This is a genomic window from Phenylobacterium sp., from assembly GCF_035539035.1.
GTDB lineage: Bacteria > Pseudomonadota > Alphaproteobacteria > Caulobacterales > Caulobacteraceae > Phenylobacterium.
Map to the genome: position 1 here is coordinate 1,228,736 of NZ_DATLJI010000016.1, position 17,832 is coordinate 1,246,567.

Here is a 17,832-nt window from a genome sequence, read left to right on the forward strand (position 1 = left end):
TGTGGCAAAATTGTCACATCAGATGTAGGGGCGCGGCTCCTGCGGCGGACGCGCGGCGCGGGTCATGGGGTCGTCCTCGGCGGATGACCCCGAGGCGGCGTCGGCCGACCGGGCGCCGCGGGTGAACACCTCGTCGGCGAAGCGGGCGATGGCGCGGTTGTAGTCCTCCGCCAGTTCGAGCGGCCCCAGGTGGCCGGCTTCCTCCAGGTGGACCGGCCGCGCCTGCGGCATGCGCCGGGCGATGGTCTCGCCGGCGGCCGGGACCGTGACGATGTCGGAGCCGCCGATGAACAGCAGGGCCGGGATGCGCATCTCCGGCAGGGCCTCGGTCACGTCCCACTCCATCATGGCGATGTTGCCCTTGGCCTGCACGGCCGGCGAGTTGCGGGTCACCGCGCGGGAGACCTGCTCCAGCTGGGCCTTGGTCGGCGTGGTCCCGAACCCGCCGAAGCGCATCGCCAGGTGTGTCGAGCCCGACAGGTAGCTCTGCCAGTTCATCGCCCAGGCCAGCGGCTGCAGCCAAACGTCGAGGCGCATCAGCGGCTTCACGACGGGCTCGAGCGCGTGCAGCGCCTCACCGAGCACGGTGGTGCGCATGGGATCGGTGTGGGTTGTGTTCTCCAGCACGACGCCCAGCACCTGGCGGCCCAGGGTCTCCGGGTAACGCCGGCAGAAGGTCTGAACCGTCATCCCGCCGATCGAGTGGCCGACCAGGATCACCTTGCGCGGGCAGGCGGCGGAGACCAGCGCCATGAGGTCGTCGGCGAAGCGGTCCAGGCTGATCTTGCCGTCGCGGGGCTGCTTCGACCGGCCGAGCCCGGGCAGGTCGTAGGTCACCACCTGGTAGCGGTCGGCGAGCATCTGGCGGGCGTCCCACCAGACCCCGGCGTCGAGGCCCCAGCCGTGGACGAAGATCAGCACCGGCGCGTCGGGCGGCCCCGAGCGCTCCACGTGCAGCCGCGCGCCGTCGGGCGTCTCCAGCGTCTCGCCCGGCAGCCGCCGCATGCGCTCGCGGTCGTCGTCACGGCGGCCGAGCAGCAGGCCCACGGGAATCCGGCCGAGGAGGGACCAGGCGATCAGGGCCCCGCCCGTCCAGAGCCTCCAGTCCTGGCTCTCGATCAGCTCGCCCGGCAGGGGATCGAGGATCTCGCGCAGCCGCCACCACGACCAGACGAACCAGCCGCCGATGGCCAGCAAGGCCAGCGAGGCAAGCGCCGCAAGGCGCTGAAACAGGGAAAGCAGCATCCCGGACCTCCAACCCACCGGCCGGAGGAACAGTCGTAAGAGGCCAAGGTTCCGCTAGTCGCGCCCGCGCTCCTCGACGAGGTCCCAGGCGGCGAAGTCCAGGGCGTCCTCCGGATCGGCCAGGGCGTCCTCGTTGATCGTCTGGCCGCGCACCGAAACGCCCGCCCGGTGCACGCTCTCGGGATCGCCGGAGATCAGCGGGTGCCAGTCCGCGAGGTCGCGCCCCTCGTGGATGCGGCGGTAGGCGCAGCTCTTCGGCATCCACTGCAGGGCCTCGATGTTGTGCGGCGTGAGCTTGATGCAGTCGGGCACGTGGCGCTTGCGGTTGGCGTAGTCGGTGCAGGCGCAGAGGTCGGCGTCGAACAGCTTGCAGTGGACCCGCGTGGGGATGATCTCCCCGGTCTCCTCGTCCTCGAAACGCACCAGGCAGCAGAGACCGCAGCCGTCGCAGAGGCTCTCCCACTCCGCCACGGTCATCTGTTCCAGGGTCTTGCGGCGCCAGAAGGGTTCACGCGGCATGCGGGGGCATCTAGACCCTCGCGGCCCCGGACCCAAGACCCCGCGGCCATTCGCGCGCCTTTCCGTCACGCCCGCGAGCCTCTATGTCAGCGCCCCCATGAGAGCCCCCATCCTCGCCCTGAAGGACGTCCGGCTGGCCGACGGCCCGGTGATGCTGTTCGACGGCGTCGACCTGGGCCTCGAGCCGCGGGTCCGCGCCTGCCTGGTGGGGCGCAACGGGGCGGGGAAGTCCACCCTGCTGCGGGTGATCGCCGGCCAGATCGAGCCGGACAGCGGCGAGCGGACGGTGACGCCGGGCACGCGCATCGCCTTCGTGCCGCAGGAGCCGGAGATCACGGGCGCGACCCTGCTCGACCACGCCACCGGCGGCGGGGCGGAGCCGCATCGCGCCGAGGCGGCGCTGCAGGCCTTCGGCCTGGACCCGGCCAAGGGAACCGCGGGGCTGTCCGGCGGGGAGATCCGCCGCACCGCGCTGGCCCGCGCCTTCGCCGAGGACGCCGACGTCCTGCTGCTCGACGAGCCGACCAACCACCTGGACATCCTGGCCATCGAGACCCTGGAGGCCGAGCTGGCCGCCAGCCGCGCCGCGGCCCTGATCGTCAGCCACGACCGCGCCTTCCTGGAGCGGGTGACGAAGCGCTGCTTCTGGCTGGAGCACCGCCAGGTGCGCCGCCTCGACGGGGGCTTCGCCGCCTTCGACGCCTGGGCCGAGAAGATCGAGGCCCAGGAGGCCGAGGAGGCGCGCCGCCTCGAGGTCACCATCAGGAAGGAGATGCACTGGCTGGCCCGCGGGGTCACCGCGCGCCGGACGCGCAACGAGGGCCGCCTGCGCCGGCTGAACGCCATGCGCGAGGCCAAGAGCCAGTGGATGAGGGAGCAGCGTGGCGACTTGAACATGGGGCTCGCCACCTCCGGCGTCTCCGGCCAGCGGGTGGCGGAGGCCAAGGGGATCTCCAAGGCCTTCGGCGAGCGGGTGATCCTGAAGCCGTTCTCCACCCGCATCATCCGCGGCGACCGGGTGGCGATCGTGGGGCCGAACGGTGCGGGCAAGACCACGCTGGTCAAGCTGCTGCTGGGCGAGCTGGAACCCGACACCGGCTCGGTCAAGCTCGGGACCAATCTCGAGATCGCCTACATCGACCAGGCGCGCGCGGCGCTCAGCCCGGACATGACGCTGAAGGACGTGCTGACGCCGAACGGCGGCGACCAGGTCATGGTCCGCGGCCGGCCGATGCACTACGCGGGCTACGCCAAGGACTTCCTGTTCCGCGACAGCCAGCTGCGCCAGCCGGTGCGCAGCCTCTCGGGCGGCGAGCGCAACCGCCTGCTGCTGGCCCGGGCGCTGGCCCAGCCGTCGAACGTGCTGGTGCTCGACGAGCCGACCAACGACCTCGACATGGACACCCTCGACCTGCTCGAGGACCTGCTGGCCGACTACGAAGGCACCCTGATCCTGGTCAGCCACGACCGCGACTTCATCGACCGGCTGGCCACCTCGACCATCGGCCTGGACGGCACGGGCCGGGCGGTGGAGACGCCGGGCGGCTGGCAGGACTTCATCGCCCAGAACCCCGGCTTCTTCGGCGTCCGCGAGGCGCCCGCTCCGGCCAAGGCCGCGGCGCCCCGACCGAAGGCCGCCCCGGCCCCCGCCGCCAAGCTGTCGTTCAAGGAGCAGCGGCGGCTCGCCGAGCTGGACGGCCTGGTCCACGACCTGCCGCAGAAGATCGCCGCCCTGGAGAAGGGCCTCTCCGATCCGGACCTCTACGCCCGCGACCCGAGCGCCTTCGACCGCTACTCCCGCGCGCTCGACGCGGCCCGCGAGCAGCTGGCGGCGGCGGAGGAGGAATGGCTGTCGCTGGAAGAACGGCGTGAGGCGCTGGAAGCCGGCCGCTAAGGTGGCGATCCGCTTTCCTGTGGATAGATCAGGACACTGAAAAGCCTCGGGAAACCGCTCGCGATCCCCGGGTTGTTAACACTTTATTCACAGAAGAGTGACGCCTCGCGCACACGGGGGCGCTCTCGGGCGCTTGCCTCATAACGGGTTCAGGCGCACCGTCAAGTCGTCGAGAGGGACTGAGGCGCAGAGCTGAACCGGCGACGGGAACGCTCAAGCGAACAGGAGGCTCCTCCAGAGGCGAAGAACCGGGGCGACCCGGGACGAGCTTCGAAGAGCGGCACCGATCACGGCGGAAAACCAGCGGGGCGACCCGCAAACCGACACCGTGACCGACCTAGCGACACAGATCCCCCAACGGATCTGGATGAGAGGGCGACGCCCCGGGAAACCGGAGCGCCGCCCTCTTGCTTTTGGGGCTTGGCCGTAGCCGCCCTTGAGCTAGGTTTCCCGGCCTGATCCGGGGGTGTCCATGAAAGCCTTGCGCCTGCTCGCCGTCGCCTTCGCCGCGCTGGTCGCCGCCTGTTCGCCGGCCAAGAAGGAGGAGGCCGCCTCCGGCCAGCCGCAGCGCACGGTGATCCGCTTCGCCACCGACTGGCGGGCCCAGGCCGAGCACGGCGGCTTCTACCAGGCGCTGGCCTCCGGCGAGTACGCCAGGCGCGGCCTCGACGTGCAGATCGTCCAGGGCGGCCCGGGCGTGAACGTGCCCCAGCTGCTGGCCTCGGGCGCGGTGGAGCTCGGCATGGGCTCCAACAGCTTCATCGTCATGAACCTCGCCCAGGAGGGCGTGCCGGTGAAGGCGGTGGCGGCCTTCATGCAGAAGGATCCGCAGGTCCTGATCGCCCACCCCGACCCGGGGATCGGGTCGCTGGCCGACCTGAAGGGCCGGCCGATCCTGCTGTCCGACGCCTCGGTCACCGCCTTCTGGGTCTGGCTCAAGGCGAAATACGGGTTCACCGACGACCAGGTGCGCAAGTACACCTTCAACTCCGCCCCGTTCCTGGCCGACAAGCGGGTGGCGCAGCAGGGCTATGTGACCTCGGAGCCCTACACGATCGAGAAGGCGTCGGGGATGAAGCCGCAGGTCTTCCTGCTCGCCGACGAGGGCTACCCGGGCTACGCCACCATGGTGCTGGCGCCCGACAGCCTGATCGCGAAGAATCCGGCGGCCGTGCAGGCCTTCGTGGAGGCCTCGGCGAAGGGCTGGGCCGACTATCTGAACGGCGACGCCTCGGCGGCCGACGCCCTGATCCGCAAGGACAATCCGGAGATGACCCAGGACGTCCTCGACCAGGCCCGGGCCAAGCTGAAGAGCTACCGCATCGTGGAGGGCGCCGAGGGCGCGCCGATCGGGGCCATGACCGACGCGCGGTGGAAGACCTTCTTCGACATGGCGAGCGCCCAGGGCGTCTATCCGAAGACCCTGGACTACCGGGCCGCCTACACCCTGCAGTTCGCGCCGAAGTGAGCGTCGCCGCGCTCAGCGAGGTGGAGGTCGACTACGCCGCGCGCGGGCGGGCGCTGGGGCCGTTCAGCCTGGCGATCGGCGCAGGCGAGATCGTCGCCCTGGTCGGGCCGTCGGGCTGCGGCAAATCCACGGCGCTGCGGCTGCTGGCCGGGCTGGAGGCGCCGAGCCGGGGCGAGGTGCGGCGCACGCCAGGCCGAGGCGAGACCTCAGTGGTGTTCCAGGCGCCGACGCTGGCGCCGTGGCTCTCGGCGCGGGCCAACGCGGCCCTGCCGCTGGAGCTGGCGGGTGTCGGCAAGGGCGAGGCGCGGGCCCGGGCCGACGCGGCGCTGGCGCGGGTGGGGCTCTCCGGAGCCGAAGCGGCCCGGCCGGCGCAGCTCTCGGGCGGCATGGCGATGCGGGTGTCGCTGGCCCGGGCGCTGGCGACGGAGCCGAAGCTTCTCCTGCTCGACGAGCCGTTCGCGGCGCTGGACGAGATCACCCGACGGGCGCTGGCCGACGACGTGCTGGGCCTGTGGGCGCAGTCGAGGCCGGCCATCGTCTTCGTGACCCACAACGTCGAGGAGGCGGTCTACATGGCCAGCCGCGTCGTGGTGATGACCCGAGGACCCGGGCGAACGGCGGGCGAGGCGGCGGTGGCCGGTCCCCTGCCCCGGCCGGCCGGGTTCCGGACCACGGCGGCGTTCCGCGACACCGTCGAGGCGGTCTCGGGCCTGCTGGCCCAGGGGATGGCGGCGTGAGGCGGCTCATGGGCGTGATCGCGCCGGTCGCCTTGGTGGCCGTGCTGCTGGCCGGCTGGGAGGTGGCGTGCCGGGCGCTGGAGGTTCCGGCCTACTTCCTGCCGACGCCGTCGGCGATCGGCCAGGCGCTGGCGAGCGACTGGCCGGCGCTGCTCGCCTCGGCCTGGGCGACGCTGCGGATGGCGCTGATGGCGCTGGTCGCGGCCAGCGTGGTGGCCCAGGCGGTGGCGCTGGCGGTGGCGCTGTCGCCGGTCGTGGAGCGGGCGGTCAGGCCGCTGGCGGTGGTGCTGCAGGTGACGCCGGTGGTGGCGATCGCGCCCCTGGTGCTGATCTGGGCCGGGATCGACCATCCCACGCGGGCGATCGTGGCGCTGGCGGCGGTGGTGGCCTTCTTCCCGATCTTCTCGGGCGCGGTCACCGGGCTGAAGGCGGCCGATCCGGACCTGGAGCGGCTGTTCGACCTCTATGGCGCGGGCCGGGTCCAGCGGCTGGCGCGGCTCAGGCTGCCCTCGGCCGTGCCCTACCTGCTGGAGGGCCACAAGGTGGCGGCGGGCCTGGCGGTCATCGGGGCCGTGGTCGCCGAGTTCGTGGCCGGCTCGGGCGGAGCCCAGGGGCTGGCCTGGCGGATCCTGGAGGCCGGCAACCGGCTGCAGACCGCCCGGATGTTCGCCGCCCTGGTGGTGCTGGGCGTGCTGGGCGCGGTGCTGCACGCCGCGCTGGAGGCCGCCGAGCGGGCGGGCCTCAAGTGGTGGCGCGGCCGCTAGCGGGCGGCCTGCACCTGGGTCAGCTCGTAGCGGATCGGCACACGGACCTTCTGGCCATAGGTCGGCTGGCCGTCGGTGGACCAGGCGGCGACCCGGAACTTCGGCGCGAGGGCCAGGGCGGCCTGGCCGTAGCCCTGGCCGGCGGGCTCCTCGCGGTCCACGGCGCAGTCGGCCAGGGCGCCGCCCGGCTGGGCGGTGCAGATCAGGGCGACGCGGACGCTGTTCACGCCGTTCTGGGTCTGCGGGAAGGTGGCCTGGAAGTCCTGGGGCGTGGGAATCGACGCCCAGGCCGGGTTGCGGATCACCAGCGGGCCGGCGGCGGCCAGCTCGGGCGCGAAGGTCACCGGGACCTCCACCTCGACGCCCTTGTGGAGCCCGGTCCCGGGCGCGGCGGCGAGCCCGGCGGCGACCTTGCGGGCGGCGGTGGCGAAGCCGTAGCCGGACGGCGTCTCGCGCAGGGTGGCGCAGTCGCGCGGGGTCAGCGACATGTTGAGCGTGCAGGTCAGCAGCACCACCCCGCCCACGCCTTCGGCCCGGGCGCGCTCGGGATAGGCGGCGGCGACGTCGGCCGGGGTGGGCGTCCTGGCCCAGCTGACGGCGGGCTGGGCCTGGGCGGCGCCGGCGGCCATCAGGACGGCCGCGCCGGCGGCGGCGAAGATTTCGAAGCGCATGAGCTCTCCTCCGCGGGCGAGCTTGCACCCGACGGCCACGCTTGAGAAGCCGCGACGACGAACGGTCACTTCTTTGCGGCCGGCGGCGGCGTCGCGGGCTTCGGCGGGCCGAGCTCGAAGCGGATCGGGATCTGCACCGTGCCGCCGACGGTGGGGAAGCCCTCCACGGTCCAGGTGTCGAGCATGAATTCGGAGGCGATCTTCAGGGCCGCGGCGCCATAGCCGCGGCCGGCCGGCTCCTCGCTCACGACCTCGCAGCCGGAGACCGAGCCGCCCTGCTCCACGTTGCAGGACAGGCGGACGCGGACGGTCCCGCCGGCGGTCTCGGCGGGGAAGGCGGTCCTGAGCGCCTCGGCGGTCGGCAGCTTCGCCCAGGTCGGCTTGCCGATCACCGGCGGGCGGGAGGCGTCCAGCATGTCGGGCGAGAAGGCGAAGGGGATCTGGATGGTGGCGTTGACCGGCTTGCCGTCGGCGCCGGTGGCCTGGGTGCGGAACTTGCCCACGAGGCTGCGGGCGGCGGCGGCGAAGCCATGGCCCTTCGGCTCCTCGCGGATCACCTGGCAGCGGCGGAACTCCTGCTCGCGCACGTCGCACTGCAGGGTGGCCACCCCGCCGACCCGGGCCGCGCGGGCCTTCTCCGGATAGGCGGCGACCACGTCCTGGTAGCTGGGCGCCTGGGGCCAGGCCTGACCCACCGGGACGACCGGGCGCGTCCCGAACGTCGGGTTGCCCCCCGCCGCCGGCCCGCCGGGCATGACGAAGTTCAACGGGATGCGGACGTCGCCGATCACCGGCTTGCCGTCCTTCGTGGCCGGCTTCATCAGGAGCTGTGGGGTCATGCTGAGGGCGGCGACGCCGAAGCCCGAGCCCTTTGGGGTCTCCTCGTCCACCTTGCAGTCGAACAGCACGCCCTGGATCGAGACCTTGCAGGCGATGATCGCCTTGCCGCCCTGGCCGCGCTTCCACGCCTCGGTCGGCCAGACGGCGCGGAGCATCTCGGGGGTCGGGCGGCGGCGCCAGTCCGGCTCGGTGTCCGGCGGACCGTCGGCGGCCGGGGCCTTGGGGCCTGGCGCCTGCGCCGCCAGGACCGGCGCCGCCGCGAGGATCGCCAGGAGGGCGAGGACCGGACGGCGCACGCGGCCTCCGCTACACCGCGGTGCGCGGGTTGCGGGCGGCCCCGGCGCGGACCCGGTCCAGCGCGTCCTGGGCGGCGACGGCGAGCGAGCGCAGGCCGTGCTCGCCGAACACCTCGAGCGCGGCGTCGAGCGCGATGATGGCGGCGGCGCGCTGGCCGCGGTCCTTGCCGGTGATGTCGAGGCGCGCCTCGTAGAGCCGGGCCAGGTTGAGCTGGGCGAGCGCCCAGCCGACCGGGTCCTTGCCCGGGCGGGCCGCGGCGAGCTCGATCTTCATGGCGGCCTCGGCGGCGTCGAGCACGGCGAGGTCGCCGGTGAGCTCCGCCGAGCGGGCCAGGCAGACGGCGCGGGAGCCGGCGGCGAGCCCGCGCAGGGGCAGGGCGACGGCGTCCTTCAGCACCAGGTTCGCCCGGTCGTAGCAGGTGACCGCCTGCTCGAAGGCGCGCTCGTCGGCGCAGGCCTCGCCGAGCGTCTGCAGGGTCTGGGCGAGCGCCAGCTGGGCGCGGGCCCAGTCGAGCGGGCTGTGGTCGCGGGTGAGTTCGTCCAGCGCGGAGGCGAGCGCGGTCGCGCCGGCCGAGATGGCGTCGAGGTCGCCCAGCGCCTCGCCCCAGAGCGTCAGCGCCTGGCCGCGCAGGGCCTCTGCGCGGGCCCAGGTGAGCGGCTCGTAGGCCGGGTCGAGGCGGCGGGCGGCGGCCGAGGCGTCGTCCACGGCCATCTTCAGCAGCACCTCGTCCTTCAGCCGCACGCCCCAGCCGCACATCAGGTCGGCGCGGGTGAGGCGGGCCTCGGCGGCGAGCGCGCGGGCGGCGACCACCCGGCGGGTCTGGGCGTCCAGCGCGGCGATCGGGCCCGAAAAGGCGGCGGCGATCAGGTGGGCGTCGGAGGCGTCGCCCCGGCCCATGAGCTGGCGGCCCTGGACGGCGGCGAGGCCGAGGTCGGCGAGCGGCGCGGCGAGGCCGCCGCGGGCGACGGCGCGGGCCTCGCGGAAGGCCACCTCGGCGGCGGCGTCGAGGCCGGGGTCGCCGAACAGCTCGGCGCCGGTGAGCGCGCAGAAGCCCTGCTCGGCCCGGGCGCGGGCCCAGGGCTCGCCCTTGCGGCGGCCCTCGAAAGCCACGGCCGCCAGCTCGGCGGTGGCGGCCGCCTTGCGCAGGGCGGCGGCGTCGCCGGTGCGGCGGGCGACCTCGCGCCAGACGGCGGCGGCCTCCAGACGGCGCTGGCCGGGGTTCTTGGCGCCCACGCGGCCGGCGGCCACGTCGGCGGCCTTGCCCTCCTGGCGCAGCAGCTTGAGGTCGAGGAGCTCCAGCAGGGCGGGGTCGCCGCCGGTGAAGCCATCCTGCGGCAGGTGGGCGGCCTCGGCCCCGAACAGCCGCTTCAGCTCCCGTCCCAACTCGAACATCGCGCCCCTCCAGCGGACCGGGCGTCCCGCGATGAAACGCGACGTCTGCGCCCTGACGGAGGTCAGCAAAGCCGGAGCCGAAGGGTTTAACAAGTCATTAACGTCTTGGTTATGGTTAACGAAAGCCTGCCATCCACAAGTAAAGGCGCATGTTGTTGATGTGTTCCGCGCACGGGGTGGTCTCGCGGCGTCTGGCGGGTGGCGCGTGATGAGAAGGAAGGAAGGAACCACGGATTACACGGATCACACGGATCGGCGCGGCGCTGAACGTGCGAGCCGGGCGGTGTGGGGGGACGTGAGATCACGCGCCGGAGGCGCGCAGGGTGACCTCGGCACGGCCTGTGAGGGGGCCCGCCTTCCGTGTGGTCCGTGTCTTCCGTGGTTCCATCCTGCGCGTCAGCGCGCCGGCGGGCTCGGCTTGGGTCCGGGCTTTCGCCGGGATGAGCGGGGTTTTGCTAGCTGGAGTTGGGTTGCGGCGGCGGCGCGGCGGTGGGCGTGAGGGGCTGGCTGTCCCCGCCTCCGCTCACCCCGGCGGACGACGCGGCCCAGGCTGAGGGGCGGGTCGGGACGCGGTGGGTGTCTCCTGGCGCGGCCTGGGTCCCGCCCCGGATCGGGTCCGGGGTCGCCGGGATGAGCGGTGTGTCTGCGGGCGCGCGGCGGAGCTCAGGCGGGACCAGGAGCTCGTCGAGGTCGTCGTCGAAGGCCTCGAAGGCGTCGAGGGGGTCGTGGAGGGTCTCCCGCTCGCGCTCGGGACGGGCGGGGCCGAGGCGGCAGGCGTCGGCGTGGCGGCGCTGGTGGTCGCGCTTCAGGCGCGCCTCGGCCGCGACCCGGGCCTCGCGGGCCAGGTCGTGGACCAGCTTCGCCTCCAGGGCCAGGCACTGGCGCACGCAGCGCGCGGTGCGGTGGAAGGCGGCGGCGAGTTTGGCGGCGTCCTCGGCGGACTCAGCGGCCAGAGCCCGGGCCTGCAGGTCGCGCGCGAGTTCCAGGCTCAGCCCGGCCAGCTCCGCCAGGATGCGGCCGTGGCGGTCTTCGGCGATCGCGGGGATGGGCGGCGGCGCGGACATGAACGTAACGGGAACATGGAAGTCCCTGGAAGGCAAATTTTGAGTGGGGGAGATTTCGCGGGACTGGATCGAGGACTGCATCTGCGGCCAGGATCATGGTTAGTTGTGCGACTTGGGTGGTCAGCGGGGGCGTTGATGTCGGGAAGGCCTGTTGCGGCGCTCGCGGCGGCGGCGCTCTCGCTCGTGGGGACCCGCGCCCAGGCCGCGTCCGTGTTCGATCTCTTCGGCGACCTGTGCCTCGCCACCAGGGCGGAGCCGGCGGCGGCGCTGGCCAAGGCTGAAGCTCTCGGCTGGTCCGCAGCGCCTCCGAGACTCGTCAGGATCCTCACCAAGCCGAGCGAACCGGGCGAAGTCACCACCGGCGCCGCGGGACGGGCTGCGCGGGACCTTCACGGCAAGCTGGCGGTGGTCGTGGCCCGGACGAGCTGGATGGTTCCCCGCCGGGAAATGCCTGCGGATACCTGCTCGATCGTGGCCGGCCCGTCCGTGGACATGGCGGCGGTGGCGCGGGACGTCGAGCGCTTCGCCGCGACGCCGGCCCAGCGGGGCCTCGCGTTCCAGAAGAACGCAATCGGCTATCTCTGGCGGGACCTCGAAGGTCGCCGCGAACCGCTTTCGCCCGAGCAGCTCGCCGCCGACCCGTTCAGCGGCGACGTGACGATGCTGGTGGTGACGCAGTTGAGAGGCGTCGTCGTCCTGCAGCTCTTCGTGCCGGCGAGAGAGAAGATCTGACCGGGGCCCATGGCTCGCCCAGGCGCGAGGGCGGAGGAAGGTCGCCCGCACCGTGAGGCGCGGTTCGCACACCTGTCCCTTGAGCCCATGGCCAACATTCTGCCTGCCGGGTCAGGCGTTTCAAGGACGAGCGCGCAGCGCTCGCCGCGGGGCGGCGCGCCGGGGGCGCGTCCCTGACACGCCTGGCCCGGCAGGCTCGCGATCTACCATGGACTCAAGGGCGGGAGGGGCGAGGCCGCCGTCGTGCCGACGAGCGGGCGTTTCCGGCGGCGGCTGAGGGTGGGGAGCAGACATTGCGATGGCTCGCGTCTCTGCTGTGTGGTGACCTGCACACGTGCGCGCAGTAGATCGAATCCTCGCCGACATCCTTCGCGTCAATCACGCTGGAGAGTGCGGCGCTATCCGCATCTACACCGGCCAACGCTACCTCGCTCGCTGGCGGTCGCCAGACTTGCTGACCTTCCTGGATCAGGCGCTGCTGGATGAGCGCGGCCACAAAGATGAGTTCGCGGCTCTGATGAAGCAGCGCGGGATCAGGCCCTGCGGCGCGCTCGCACTTTGGGGCGTCGGTGGTTGGCTTCTTGGCTTGGCGACCGCAGGCTTGGGCAGATCAGCGATCCTTGTCTGCACCGAGGCTGTCGAACGGACGGTGCACGCCCATCTGCAAGCTCAGCTTGCGTGGCTCGCTGACCGCGACCCGGAAGTCTCAGAGGCGATAGCGGCCATCCAGGTAGAAGAGCTTGCACACCTGGAAGGAGCACGAGAGCGGCGAGGGTCTCGGGGCGGGAAGGTGCTCGACGCGTTCGTCTCTAAAGCGACCGAACTTCTGATCTGGATGTCCACCTACGGTGCATCCTCGCGGATGGCGCGGCGGATCGGGCGTTAGTCCCGCGCTAGTTCGACGTCTGCCATGGGTCGGGAGCGGACTTCGGCGCCTCTCCGGAAGCCGGATCTTGCGGGGGGCGCCCGGCGGCTAGGTCTTGCGGAAGACGAGCACCAGGTTGTTCGCGGGCATGGGGCGGCGCTCGGAGAGGGCGAGGCCGTGGGCGGCGGCCAGGGCGGCCAGATCGTCCAGGCGGCGAAGCCCCCAGTCGGGGTTGCGGCGTCTCAGGCTCTCGTCGAAGGCGAGGTTGCTGGGGGCCGTCGGCGCGTCGCTCTCGATGAACGGGCCGTACAGGAACAGGCCGCCGCCCGGGGGCAGCACGCGCGCGGCGCCCGCCATCAGGCCGGCCGTGGCCGCCCACGGCGAGATGTGGACCATGTTGATGGCGACGACGGCGTCGGCGCGGTCCACGGGCCAGGTGTCCGGCTGGGAGGCGTCCAGCGCCAGCGGGGGCAGGAGGTTGTCCAGGCCGGCGTGCTCGCGCCAGGCGGCGATGCTCGCCAGGGCGTCGGGATCGGCGTCGGTCGGCCGCCATTGCAGGGTGGGCAGGGCCGCGGCGACGTGGACCGCGTGCTCGCCCGCGCCCGCCGCGACCTCCAGCACCAGGCCGCCCGCCGGCAGGCGGGTCCGCAGGACCTGCAGGATGGGATCGCGGTTCCGGGCGGTGGAGGGGGACGTGCGCGCGGCGGGGGGCGGCGGATCGGACATGGCGACAGTCTGAGGGCTCCGGCGGGCCGGCGCCAGGCGCGGACGCCCGGGCGTGCCGCGAGGCGTCGCTGGGCCGGCGCCCGGCCGGCGTCAGTGGCCGCCCTCGACCCACGGGATCCCGGCGCGTCGGAACTGCTCGGCAAGCGCGGCTTCCAGCTCGACGGCCTCCCATCGGCGCATGGGATTGAGGTGATCGACCAACTCCGGCAGCAGGCGGACCCCGAAGCGGCGCGCCGCCCCGCTCGCCTTGTAGCCGAGCTTGTGCTGGTCGAAGCGCCAGTCGGGATCGCGCGCGGTCTGGCCGACGTAGAGCCCCCAGGGCTCGGCGCGGCGGCTGTCGTGCAGCAGGATCACGTACACGGAGTGGGAGGCGCCGCGGGTCCGGGCCGTGGTCGCCCGCAACCCCTGCGCGGCGCGACGCGCGTCCGCCATCCAGCCCGGCCCGGCACGATCCTGCACCACGCCCGCAGGATACACGGAAACGGCCGCGGGAGGTCAGCCTAGGGCCACGTGGGGACGTCGGGGCTTCGGCCGCAGGACGCGGACGTTCACGCCCGTCGGGAAAGGCTGGCGGCAGACGGCGCCGTCCGGGCAATGTCGGAGGGTCCGGGCGCGGCGCGTCTTGAAACCAGGATCGCATGGAGGAGCGGGACGATGATCACGGTGTGGGGCGGGCAGACGTCGAGGTCGCTGCGGGTCGTCTGGCTGCTGGAGGAGATGGGCCTGCCCTACCGCGTGCGGCAGGTGGACATGCTCTCCGACGAAAAGGATGCCGCCTGGCTCGCCGTCAATCCGGGCGACTTCCTGCCCGCGATCCAGGACGGAGACGTCACCATGGTCGAGTCCGTGGCGATCCTGGAGTACCTGATGGGCCGCCACGGCCCCACGCCGCTGCAGCCGGCGCCCGACGATCCGGCCTTCCCCGCCTACCAGCAGTTCCTCCACATGGGCGAAGCGGGCCTGGCGACCCTGATCATGGTCCCGCTGGTCAGCGGCTTCATCGCGCCGGAGGCGGAGCGGGACAACTGGGGCGCCCGCTGGGCGCGCGAGTGCGTCGAGCGCCGGCTGCTGCTCGTGCGGCGGCAGCTCGACCGCGCGGCCTACATGGCGGGCGACCGGTTCACCGCCGCCGACATCTCGGTCAGCTACGCGCTGCGGCTGGGCGCGAACCACGCCGGGTTCGTCCTGGGCGACGCCGAACAGGCCTACCTCGCCCGCACGACGGCCCGGGACGCCTACAGGCGCGCCTTCGAGCGCTCGCACGAGGGGCTCCCGGCCTAGGGGCCGCAGGACCAGCGGCCGGCGAAGGTGCGCCGGGCGCCGTCGGCGCGGTCGTAGGTCAGGGTGGCGGGGCGTGGCGGGGACTCGCCGCCGCCGATCGCAGGACCGGTGAGCGCGATGCGGACGGTCTTGCCCGCGCCCGAGAAGGACGCGCCCTCCAGCATGGCGTCGAAGCCGCCGGGGGCGGCGACGCGCTCCACGTAGCTGCCGACCTTGACCACGCCGAGGGCGGGCTCGCGCGAGGCGACGTTCCCCATGGCGACGAGGAGCGGGCCGCCCGCGGAGGCCTGGAAGCTGCACCCCAGCTCGCCGGGCAGCCGGGCCGCCTCGATCTCGGCCGGCGACAGGGGCGAAAGCGCGATGGGCGAGCCGTCGCCGCCGACCGTGGCGCCCTCGGGAGCCTGCGCCGGGGCGGGCGGCGCCGGGGCGGGGTCCGGCGGGCGGGACGCGGGGACGGCGGCCGGGGCGGCCGGCGCGCGGGCGGCGTCGACGCCGCCGGAGCCGGAGCAGGCGCAGAGCAGGACGGCGGCAGCGGTCGGGGCGAGGCCCGCCGCGGGTGTACGCCGGGGCCGGCGGGGGGTGGGCGTGGGCCGCAAGCTCGTCTCCTCCGGAAGCGGGTCGGGCTGCGAGCCTAGGGCCGGCCCTGGGGCGGGAAGAGGGCGGCGGGAGGCTTCGGGTGTATAGGACGAGCATGGCGGCGCGGGCCGGAGGCGTGACGATGCGGGCAGGCAGATGCGTGGCGGCCCTGGCGGGGCTGGTGCTGGCGGCGTGCGGGCCGGCCGCGCAGGCGCCGGCGACTCCGGAGACGCCGGAGCCGAAGGCGGCCGCGCCGGTCGCCGTGGCGGAGCCGCGGTGGAGCCTGGAGACCCCGGCGGCGGGCGGGGCGGCGCTGGTCCACGCGGACGCCGGCGGCCGGGAGGTGCTTCGGGTGGGCTGCCGTCCGGACCGGCGGGAGCTGCAGGCCGCCGTCCCCGGGATCGCGCGGATCGGCAGCGAGGACCGGCTGACGCTCGGGGCCGGGACGGAGCTGGCGGTGTTCGTGGTCTCCATGGCGGGGCCGGACCAGGGCCTGCGCGCCACGGGCCAGCCGCAGCCGGGGTTCGTGGAGGGGCTGGCCGAAGGGCGCGAGGTGGGGGTCTCGTACGGGGCCCGCCAGCTGACCCTGCCCGGAGCGCCGCGGGACGTCGCGGCGGCGTTCGCGGCGCGGTGCGGCGGCGGGCGGTAGGGCGCGGCCCGCCGGCGCCGGCGGGTGGACAGGCGGCGGCGGGCGCCCTCACCTGCGGGTCCGCGAGCCGGCGCGCGCCGCCGGCCGACCCACCGCCCACCTTCGAGGACGCCCGAGCATGACCACCGAGATCCCGCAAACCGGCCTTTCCCTGCGGACCCTGATCACCGCGTCGGGCGAGCTGCAGCTCTCGCTGGTCGACCAGCCGGTGACGCCGCCGGGGCCGGACGAGGTGCTGGTGCGGATCGAGGCGGCGCCGATCAATCCGTCGGACCTGGGCCTGCTGTTCGGGCCGGCCGACCTGTCGGGCGCCAGCCTGGGCGGCTCGGCCGAGCGGCCGGTGCTGACCGCGCGGGTGCCCGAGCGGTTCCTGCCGGCGGTGCGCGGGCGGCTGGACCAGTCGCTGGCGGCCGGCAACGAGGGGGCCGGCGTGGTGATCGCCGCGGGCGAGAACGCGCGGCATCTTATCGGGCGCACCGTGGCGGTGTTCGGCCGGGCCATGTACGCCCAGTACATCACCGCCCCGGCGGCCGAGGTCCTGCTGCTGCCGGAGGGGGCGACGGCGGCGGAGGGGGCGTCGTGCTTCGTCAATCCGCTGACGGCGCTGGCCATGGTGGAGACCATGCGCAACGAGGGCCACACGGCGCTGGTGCATACGGCCGCGGCGTCGAACCTCGGCCAGATGCTGAACCGGATCTGCCTCAAGGACGGGGTTGAGCTGGTCAACATCGTGCGCAAGCCGCAGCAGGCCGAGCTGCTGCGCGGGCTCGGGGCCAAGCACGTGGTGGATTCCAGCGCCGAGGGCTTCCTCGCCGACCTGACCGCGGCCCTGGAGGCGACGGGGGCGACGATCGCCTTCGACGCGATCGGCGGCGGGCGGCTGGCCGGCCAGATCCTGAGCTGCATGGAGGCGGCCGCGGTGCGGAAGATGCCGGTCTACAGCCGCTACGGCTCGGACACCTTCAAGCAGGTCTACATCTACGGCGGACTGGACACCGGGCCCACCGAGTTCAACCGCAACTTCGGCTTCTCCTGGAGCCTCTCCGGCTTCCTGCTGACGCCGTTCCTGGTGAAGGCGGGGCCGGCGCGGGCCCAGGCGCTGCGCGAGCGGGTGGCGGCGGAGCTGAAGACCACCTTCGCCAGCCACTACACCGGCGAGCTGTCGCTGGCCGAGGCGCTGCAGCCGGCGAACGTCGCGGCCTACGCCGCCAAGCACACCGGCGAGAAATACCTGGTGGCGCCGAACAAGGGGCTGTGAGCGGGCGGGGCGGGCCGCGGGAACGCTGCAGCTTGTTGCACGCTATGGCAGGGACCGCGGCCGGGCCGCTGAAGGAACGCCATGTCCATACTCGTCTTCGCCCTCATCGTCATCGTCGTCGCCGCCCTGATCGCCTGGGCCGTGCAGAAGCTGCCCCTGCCCTCGCCCTTCGGGACGATCATCCAGGCGCTGATCCTGATCATCGCGGCGATCGTCATCGCCCAGCGGGCCGGCCTGTTCTAGCGGCCGGCCAAGGACGCCCCGCCCCTGGCGCGCCGGCCCGTGCGCAAGCGGGCGGCGGCGTGCTAGCCTCTGCGCGCCTCCAGCCTGAGGGGAGCCAGACGGTGACGACCACGACCAGGCACCGGATCTTCACGACCAGCTTCGCCAGCGTCTACCCGCTCTACGTCGCCAAGGCGGAGAAGAAGGGGCGCACCAAGGCCGAAGTGGACGAGATCATCCGCTGGCTCACCGGCTTCAGCCAGGACGAGCTCGACGCGCACCTGGCGGCGAAGACCGACTTCGAGACCTTCTTCGGCGCGGCGCCGCTCAATCCCGCCCGGACCGAGATCCGCGGCGTGGTCTGCGGCGTGCGCGTGGAGGAGGTGGCCGATCCGCTGATGCGGGAGATCCGCTACCTCGACAAGCTGATCGACGAGCTCGCCAGGGGCAAGGCGATGGCGAAGATCCTGCGGGCCTGAGCGGTCAGCCGCCGGCCTGGGCAGGCGTTGGGCATCCCAGCTGAAGGACGAACGCGCCTGGGGACCCCCGACAGGCGGCGGGATTTCGCCGTCGGGCGCATTTAACCATTGCGCTAATTAAACGGTTTGTTAAATTAGGTCGAGGAACACCAG

20 protein-coding genes are annotated in these 17,832 nt (G+C 73.4%); 11 read left to right on the forward strand and 9 right to left on the reverse strand.

Going from position 1 to position 17,832, the window contains the following annotated elements; all coding sequences use genetic code 11:
• Positions 1–18: 18 nt before the first annotated feature.
• Together VM685_RS19960 and VM685_RS19965 are read right to left on the reverse strand one after the other, a co-directional pair.
• A complete protein-coding gene (locus VM685_RS19960; RefSeq protein ID WP_325461931.1) occupies positions 19–1,245 on the reverse strand; it encodes an alpha/beta hydrolase in 1,227 nt (408 codons plus the stop codon).
• Between the two features lie 54 nt (positions 1,246–1,299).
• Positions 1,300–1,764, reverse strand: a complete 465-nt coding sequence (locus VM685_RS19965) for a YcgN family cysteine cluster protein (RefSeq protein WP_325461932.1) — start codon at positions 1,762–1,764, stop codon at positions 1,300–1,302.
• Between the two features lie 97 nt (positions 1,765–1,861).
• On the opposite strand from VM685_RS19965, the gene VM685_RS19970 reads away from it, so the two are divergent.
• The 4 genes from VM685_RS19970 (at position 1,862) to VM685_RS19985 (ending at position 6,627) form a co-directional block, all read left to right on the forward strand.
• Positions 1,862–3,658, forward strand: a complete 1,797-nt coding sequence (locus VM685_RS19970; protein ID WP_325461933.1) for an ABC-F family ATP-binding cassette domain-containing protein — start codon at positions 1,862–1,864, stop codon at positions 3,656–3,658.
• 472 nt (positions 3,659–4,130) lie between these two features.
• Positions 4,131–5,126: an ABC transporter substrate-binding protein gene (locus VM685_RS19975; protein WP_325461934.1), complete on the forward strand. Its 996-nt coding sequence runs from the start codon at positions 4,131–4,133 to the stop codon at positions 5,124–5,126.
• Entirely contained in the window at positions 5,123–5,863 is a 741-nt protein-coding gene (locus VM685_RS19980; protein WP_325461935.1) for an ABC transporter ATP-binding protein, read from the forward strand. The genes VM685_RS19975 and VM685_RS19980 overlap by 4 nt, the downstream gene beginning before the upstream one ends.
• An 8-nt stretch (positions 5,864–5,871) precedes the next feature.
• Positions 5,872–6,627: an ABC transporter permease gene (locus tag VM685_RS19985; RefSeq protein WP_325462052.1), complete on the forward strand. Its 756-nt coding sequence runs from the start codon at positions 5,872–5,874 to the stop codon at positions 6,625–6,627.
• On the opposite strand, the gene VM685_RS19990 is transcribed toward VM685_RS19985, so the two are convergent.
• The 4 genes from VM685_RS19990 to VM685_RS20005 all read right to left on the reverse strand — a co-directional run bounded on the left by VM685_RS19990 (position 6,624) and on the right by VM685_RS20005 (position 10,891).
• Entirely contained in the window at positions 6,624–7,298 is a 675-nt protein-coding gene (locus tag VM685_RS19990; protein WP_325461936.1) for a hypothetical protein, read from the reverse strand. The two genes, VM685_RS19985 and VM685_RS19990, sit on opposite strands and share 4 nt — an antisense overlap.
• Positions 7,299–7,363: 65 nt before the next feature.
• Entirely contained in the window at positions 7,364–8,434 is a 1,071-nt protein-coding gene (locus tag VM685_RS19995; protein WP_325461937.1) for an energy transducer TonB, read from the reverse strand.
• Between the two features lie 10 nt (positions 8,435–8,444).
• A complete protein-coding gene (locus VM685_RS20000; protein WP_325461938.1) occupies positions 8,445–9,827 on the reverse strand; it encodes a hypothetical protein in 1,383 nt (460 codons plus the stop codon).
• Positions 9,828–10,282: 455 nt separating this feature from the next.
• The gene (locus VM685_RS20005; protein ID WP_325461939.1) at positions 10,283–10,891 is read right to left on the reverse strand and encodes a hypothetical protein; all 609 of its coding nucleotides are present in this window, start codon (positions 10,889–10,891) and stop codon (positions 10,283–10,285) included.
• A gap of 210 nt (positions 10,892–11,101) precedes the next feature.
• Here VM685_RS20005 and VM685_RS20010 point away from each other — a divergent pair, with 210 nt between their 5' ends.
• Both VM685_RS20010 and VM685_RS20015 read left to right on the forward strand, forming a co-directional pair.
• Positions 11,102–11,623 (forward strand): hypothetical protein, encoded by a 522-nt coding sequence (locus VM685_RS20010; RefSeq protein ID WP_325461940.1) that lies wholly within the window; start codon positions 11,102–11,104, stop codon positions 11,621–11,623.
• A gap of 334 nt (positions 11,624–11,957) precedes the next feature.
• On the forward strand, positions 11,958–12,509 hold the full coding sequence (locus VM685_RS20015; RefSeq protein ID WP_325461941.1) for a demethoxyubiquinone hydroxylase family protein: 552 nt from the start codon (positions 11,958–11,960) through the stop codon (positions 12,507–12,509).
• Between the two features lie 87 nt (positions 12,510–12,596).
• Here the strand turns inward: VM685_RS20015 and VM685_RS20020 are convergent, their stop codons facing one another.
• Both VM685_RS20020 and VM685_RS20025 read right to left on the reverse strand, forming a co-directional pair.
• Positions 12,597–13,214, reverse strand: a complete 618-nt coding sequence (locus VM685_RS20020; RefSeq protein WP_325461942.1) for a DUF938 domain-containing protein — start codon at positions 13,212–13,214, stop codon at positions 12,597–12,599.
• 90 nt (positions 13,215–13,304) lie between these two features.
• Complete coding sequence (locus VM685_RS20025) at positions 13,305–13,646, reverse strand: hypothetical protein (RefSeq protein WP_325461943.1); 342 nt, start codon at positions 13,644–13,646, stop codon at positions 13,305–13,307.
• Positions 13,647–13,868: 222 nt separating this feature from the next.
• Between VM685_RS20025 and VM685_RS20030 the strand changes: the two genes are divergently transcribed.
• Complete coding sequence (locus VM685_RS20030; RefSeq protein WP_325461944.1) at positions 13,869–14,495, forward strand: glutathione S-transferase family protein; 627 nt, start codon at positions 13,869–13,871, stop codon at positions 14,493–14,495.
• Here VM685_RS20030 and VM685_RS20035 read toward each other — a convergent pair.
• Positions 14,492–15,091: a hypothetical protein gene (locus VM685_RS20035; protein ID WP_325461945.1), complete on the reverse strand. Its 600-nt coding sequence runs from the start codon at positions 15,089–15,091 to the stop codon at positions 14,492–14,494. The two genes, VM685_RS20030 and VM685_RS20035, sit on opposite strands and share 4 nt — an antisense overlap.
• Positions 15,092–15,213: 122 nt before the next feature.
• Between VM685_RS20035 and VM685_RS20040 the strand changes: the two genes are divergently transcribed.
• The 4 genes from VM685_RS20040 to VM685_RS20055 all read left to right on the forward strand — a co-directional run bounded on the left by VM685_RS20040 (position 15,214) and on the right by VM685_RS20055 (position 17,679).
• The gene (locus VM685_RS20040) at positions 15,214–15,720 is read left to right on the forward strand and encodes a hypothetical protein (protein ID WP_325461946.1); all 507 of its coding nucleotides are present in this window, start codon (positions 15,214–15,216) and stop codon (positions 15,718–15,720) included.
• Between the two features lie 118 nt (positions 15,721–15,838).
• Complete coding sequence (locus tag VM685_RS20045; RefSeq protein ID WP_325461947.1) at positions 15,839–16,978, forward strand: zinc-binding dehydrogenase; 1,140 nt, start codon at positions 15,839–15,841, stop codon at positions 16,976–16,978.
• Between the two features lie 81 nt (positions 16,979–17,059).
• Complete coding sequence (locus VM685_RS20050; protein WP_325461948.1) at positions 17,060–17,221, forward strand: hypothetical protein; 162 nt, start codon at positions 17,060–17,062, stop codon at positions 17,219–17,221.
• 101 nt (positions 17,222–17,322) lie between these two features.
• The gene (locus tag VM685_RS20055) at positions 17,323–17,679 is read left to right on the forward strand and encodes a DUF2200 domain-containing protein (RefSeq protein WP_325461949.1); all 357 of its coding nucleotides are present in this window, start codon (positions 17,323–17,325) and stop codon (positions 17,677–17,679) included.
• Positions 17,680–17,832: the final 153 nt, after the last annotated feature.

Excerpts from the sequence above, each read along its gene's own strand:
- VM685_RS19960 (WP_325461931.1), bottom strand. The coding sequence starts at position 1,245 with ATGCTGCTTTCCCTGTTTCAGCGCCTTGCGGCGCTTGCCTCGCTGGCC.
- VM685_RS19965 (WP_325461932.1), bottom strand. The coding sequence starts at position 1,764 with ATGCCGCGTGAACCCTTCTGGCGCCGCAAGACCCTGGAACAGATGACC.
- VM685_RS19970 (WP_325461933.1), top strand. The coding sequence starts at position 1,862 with ATGAGAGCCCCCATCCTCGCCCTGAAGGACGTCCGGCTGGCCGACGGC.
- VM685_RS19975 (WP_325461934.1), top strand. The coding sequence starts at position 4,131 with ATGAAAGCCTTGCGCCTGCTCGCCGTCGCCTTCGCCGCGCTGGTCGCC.
- VM685_RS19985 (WP_325462052.1), top strand. The coding sequence starts at position 5,872 with ATGGGCGTGATCGCGCCGGTCGCCTTGGTGGCCGTGCTGCTGGCCGGC.
- VM685_RS19990 (WP_325461936.1), bottom strand. The coding sequence starts at position 7,298 with ATGCGCTTCGAAATCTTCGCCGCCGCCGGCGCGGCCGTCCTGATGGCC.
- VM685_RS20000 (WP_325461938.1), bottom strand. The coding sequence starts at position 9,827 with ATGTTCGAGTTGGGACGGGAGCTGAAGCGGCTGTTCGGGGCCGAGGCC.
- VM685_RS20005 (WP_325461939.1), bottom strand. The coding sequence starts at position 10,891 with ATGTCCGCGCCGCCGCCCATCCCCGCGATCGCCGAAGACCGCCACGGC.
- VM685_RS20020 (WP_325461942.1), bottom strand. The coding sequence starts at position 13,214 with ATGTCCGATCCGCCGCCCCCCGCCGCGCGCACGTCCCCCTCCACCGCC.
- VM685_RS20025 (WP_325461943.1), bottom strand. The coding sequence starts at position 13,646 with ATGGCGGACGCGCGTCGCGCCGCGCAGGGGTTGCGGGCGACCACGGCC.
- VM685_RS20030 (WP_325461944.1), top strand. The coding sequence starts at position 13,869 with ATGATCACGGTGTGGGGCGGGCAGACGTCGAGGTCGCTGCGGGTCGTC.
- VM685_RS20040 (WP_325461946.1), top strand. The coding sequence starts at position 15,214 with ATGCGGGCAGGCAGATGCGTGGCGGCCCTGGCGGGGCTGGTGCTGGCG.
- VM685_RS20045 (WP_325461947.1), top strand. The coding sequence starts at position 15,839 with ATGACCACCGAGATCCCGCAAACCGGCCTTTCCCTGCGGACCCTGATC.
- VM685_RS20050 (WP_325461948.1), top strand. The coding sequence starts at position 17,060 with ATGTCCATACTCGTCTTCGCCCTCATCGTCATCGTCGTCGCCGCCCTG.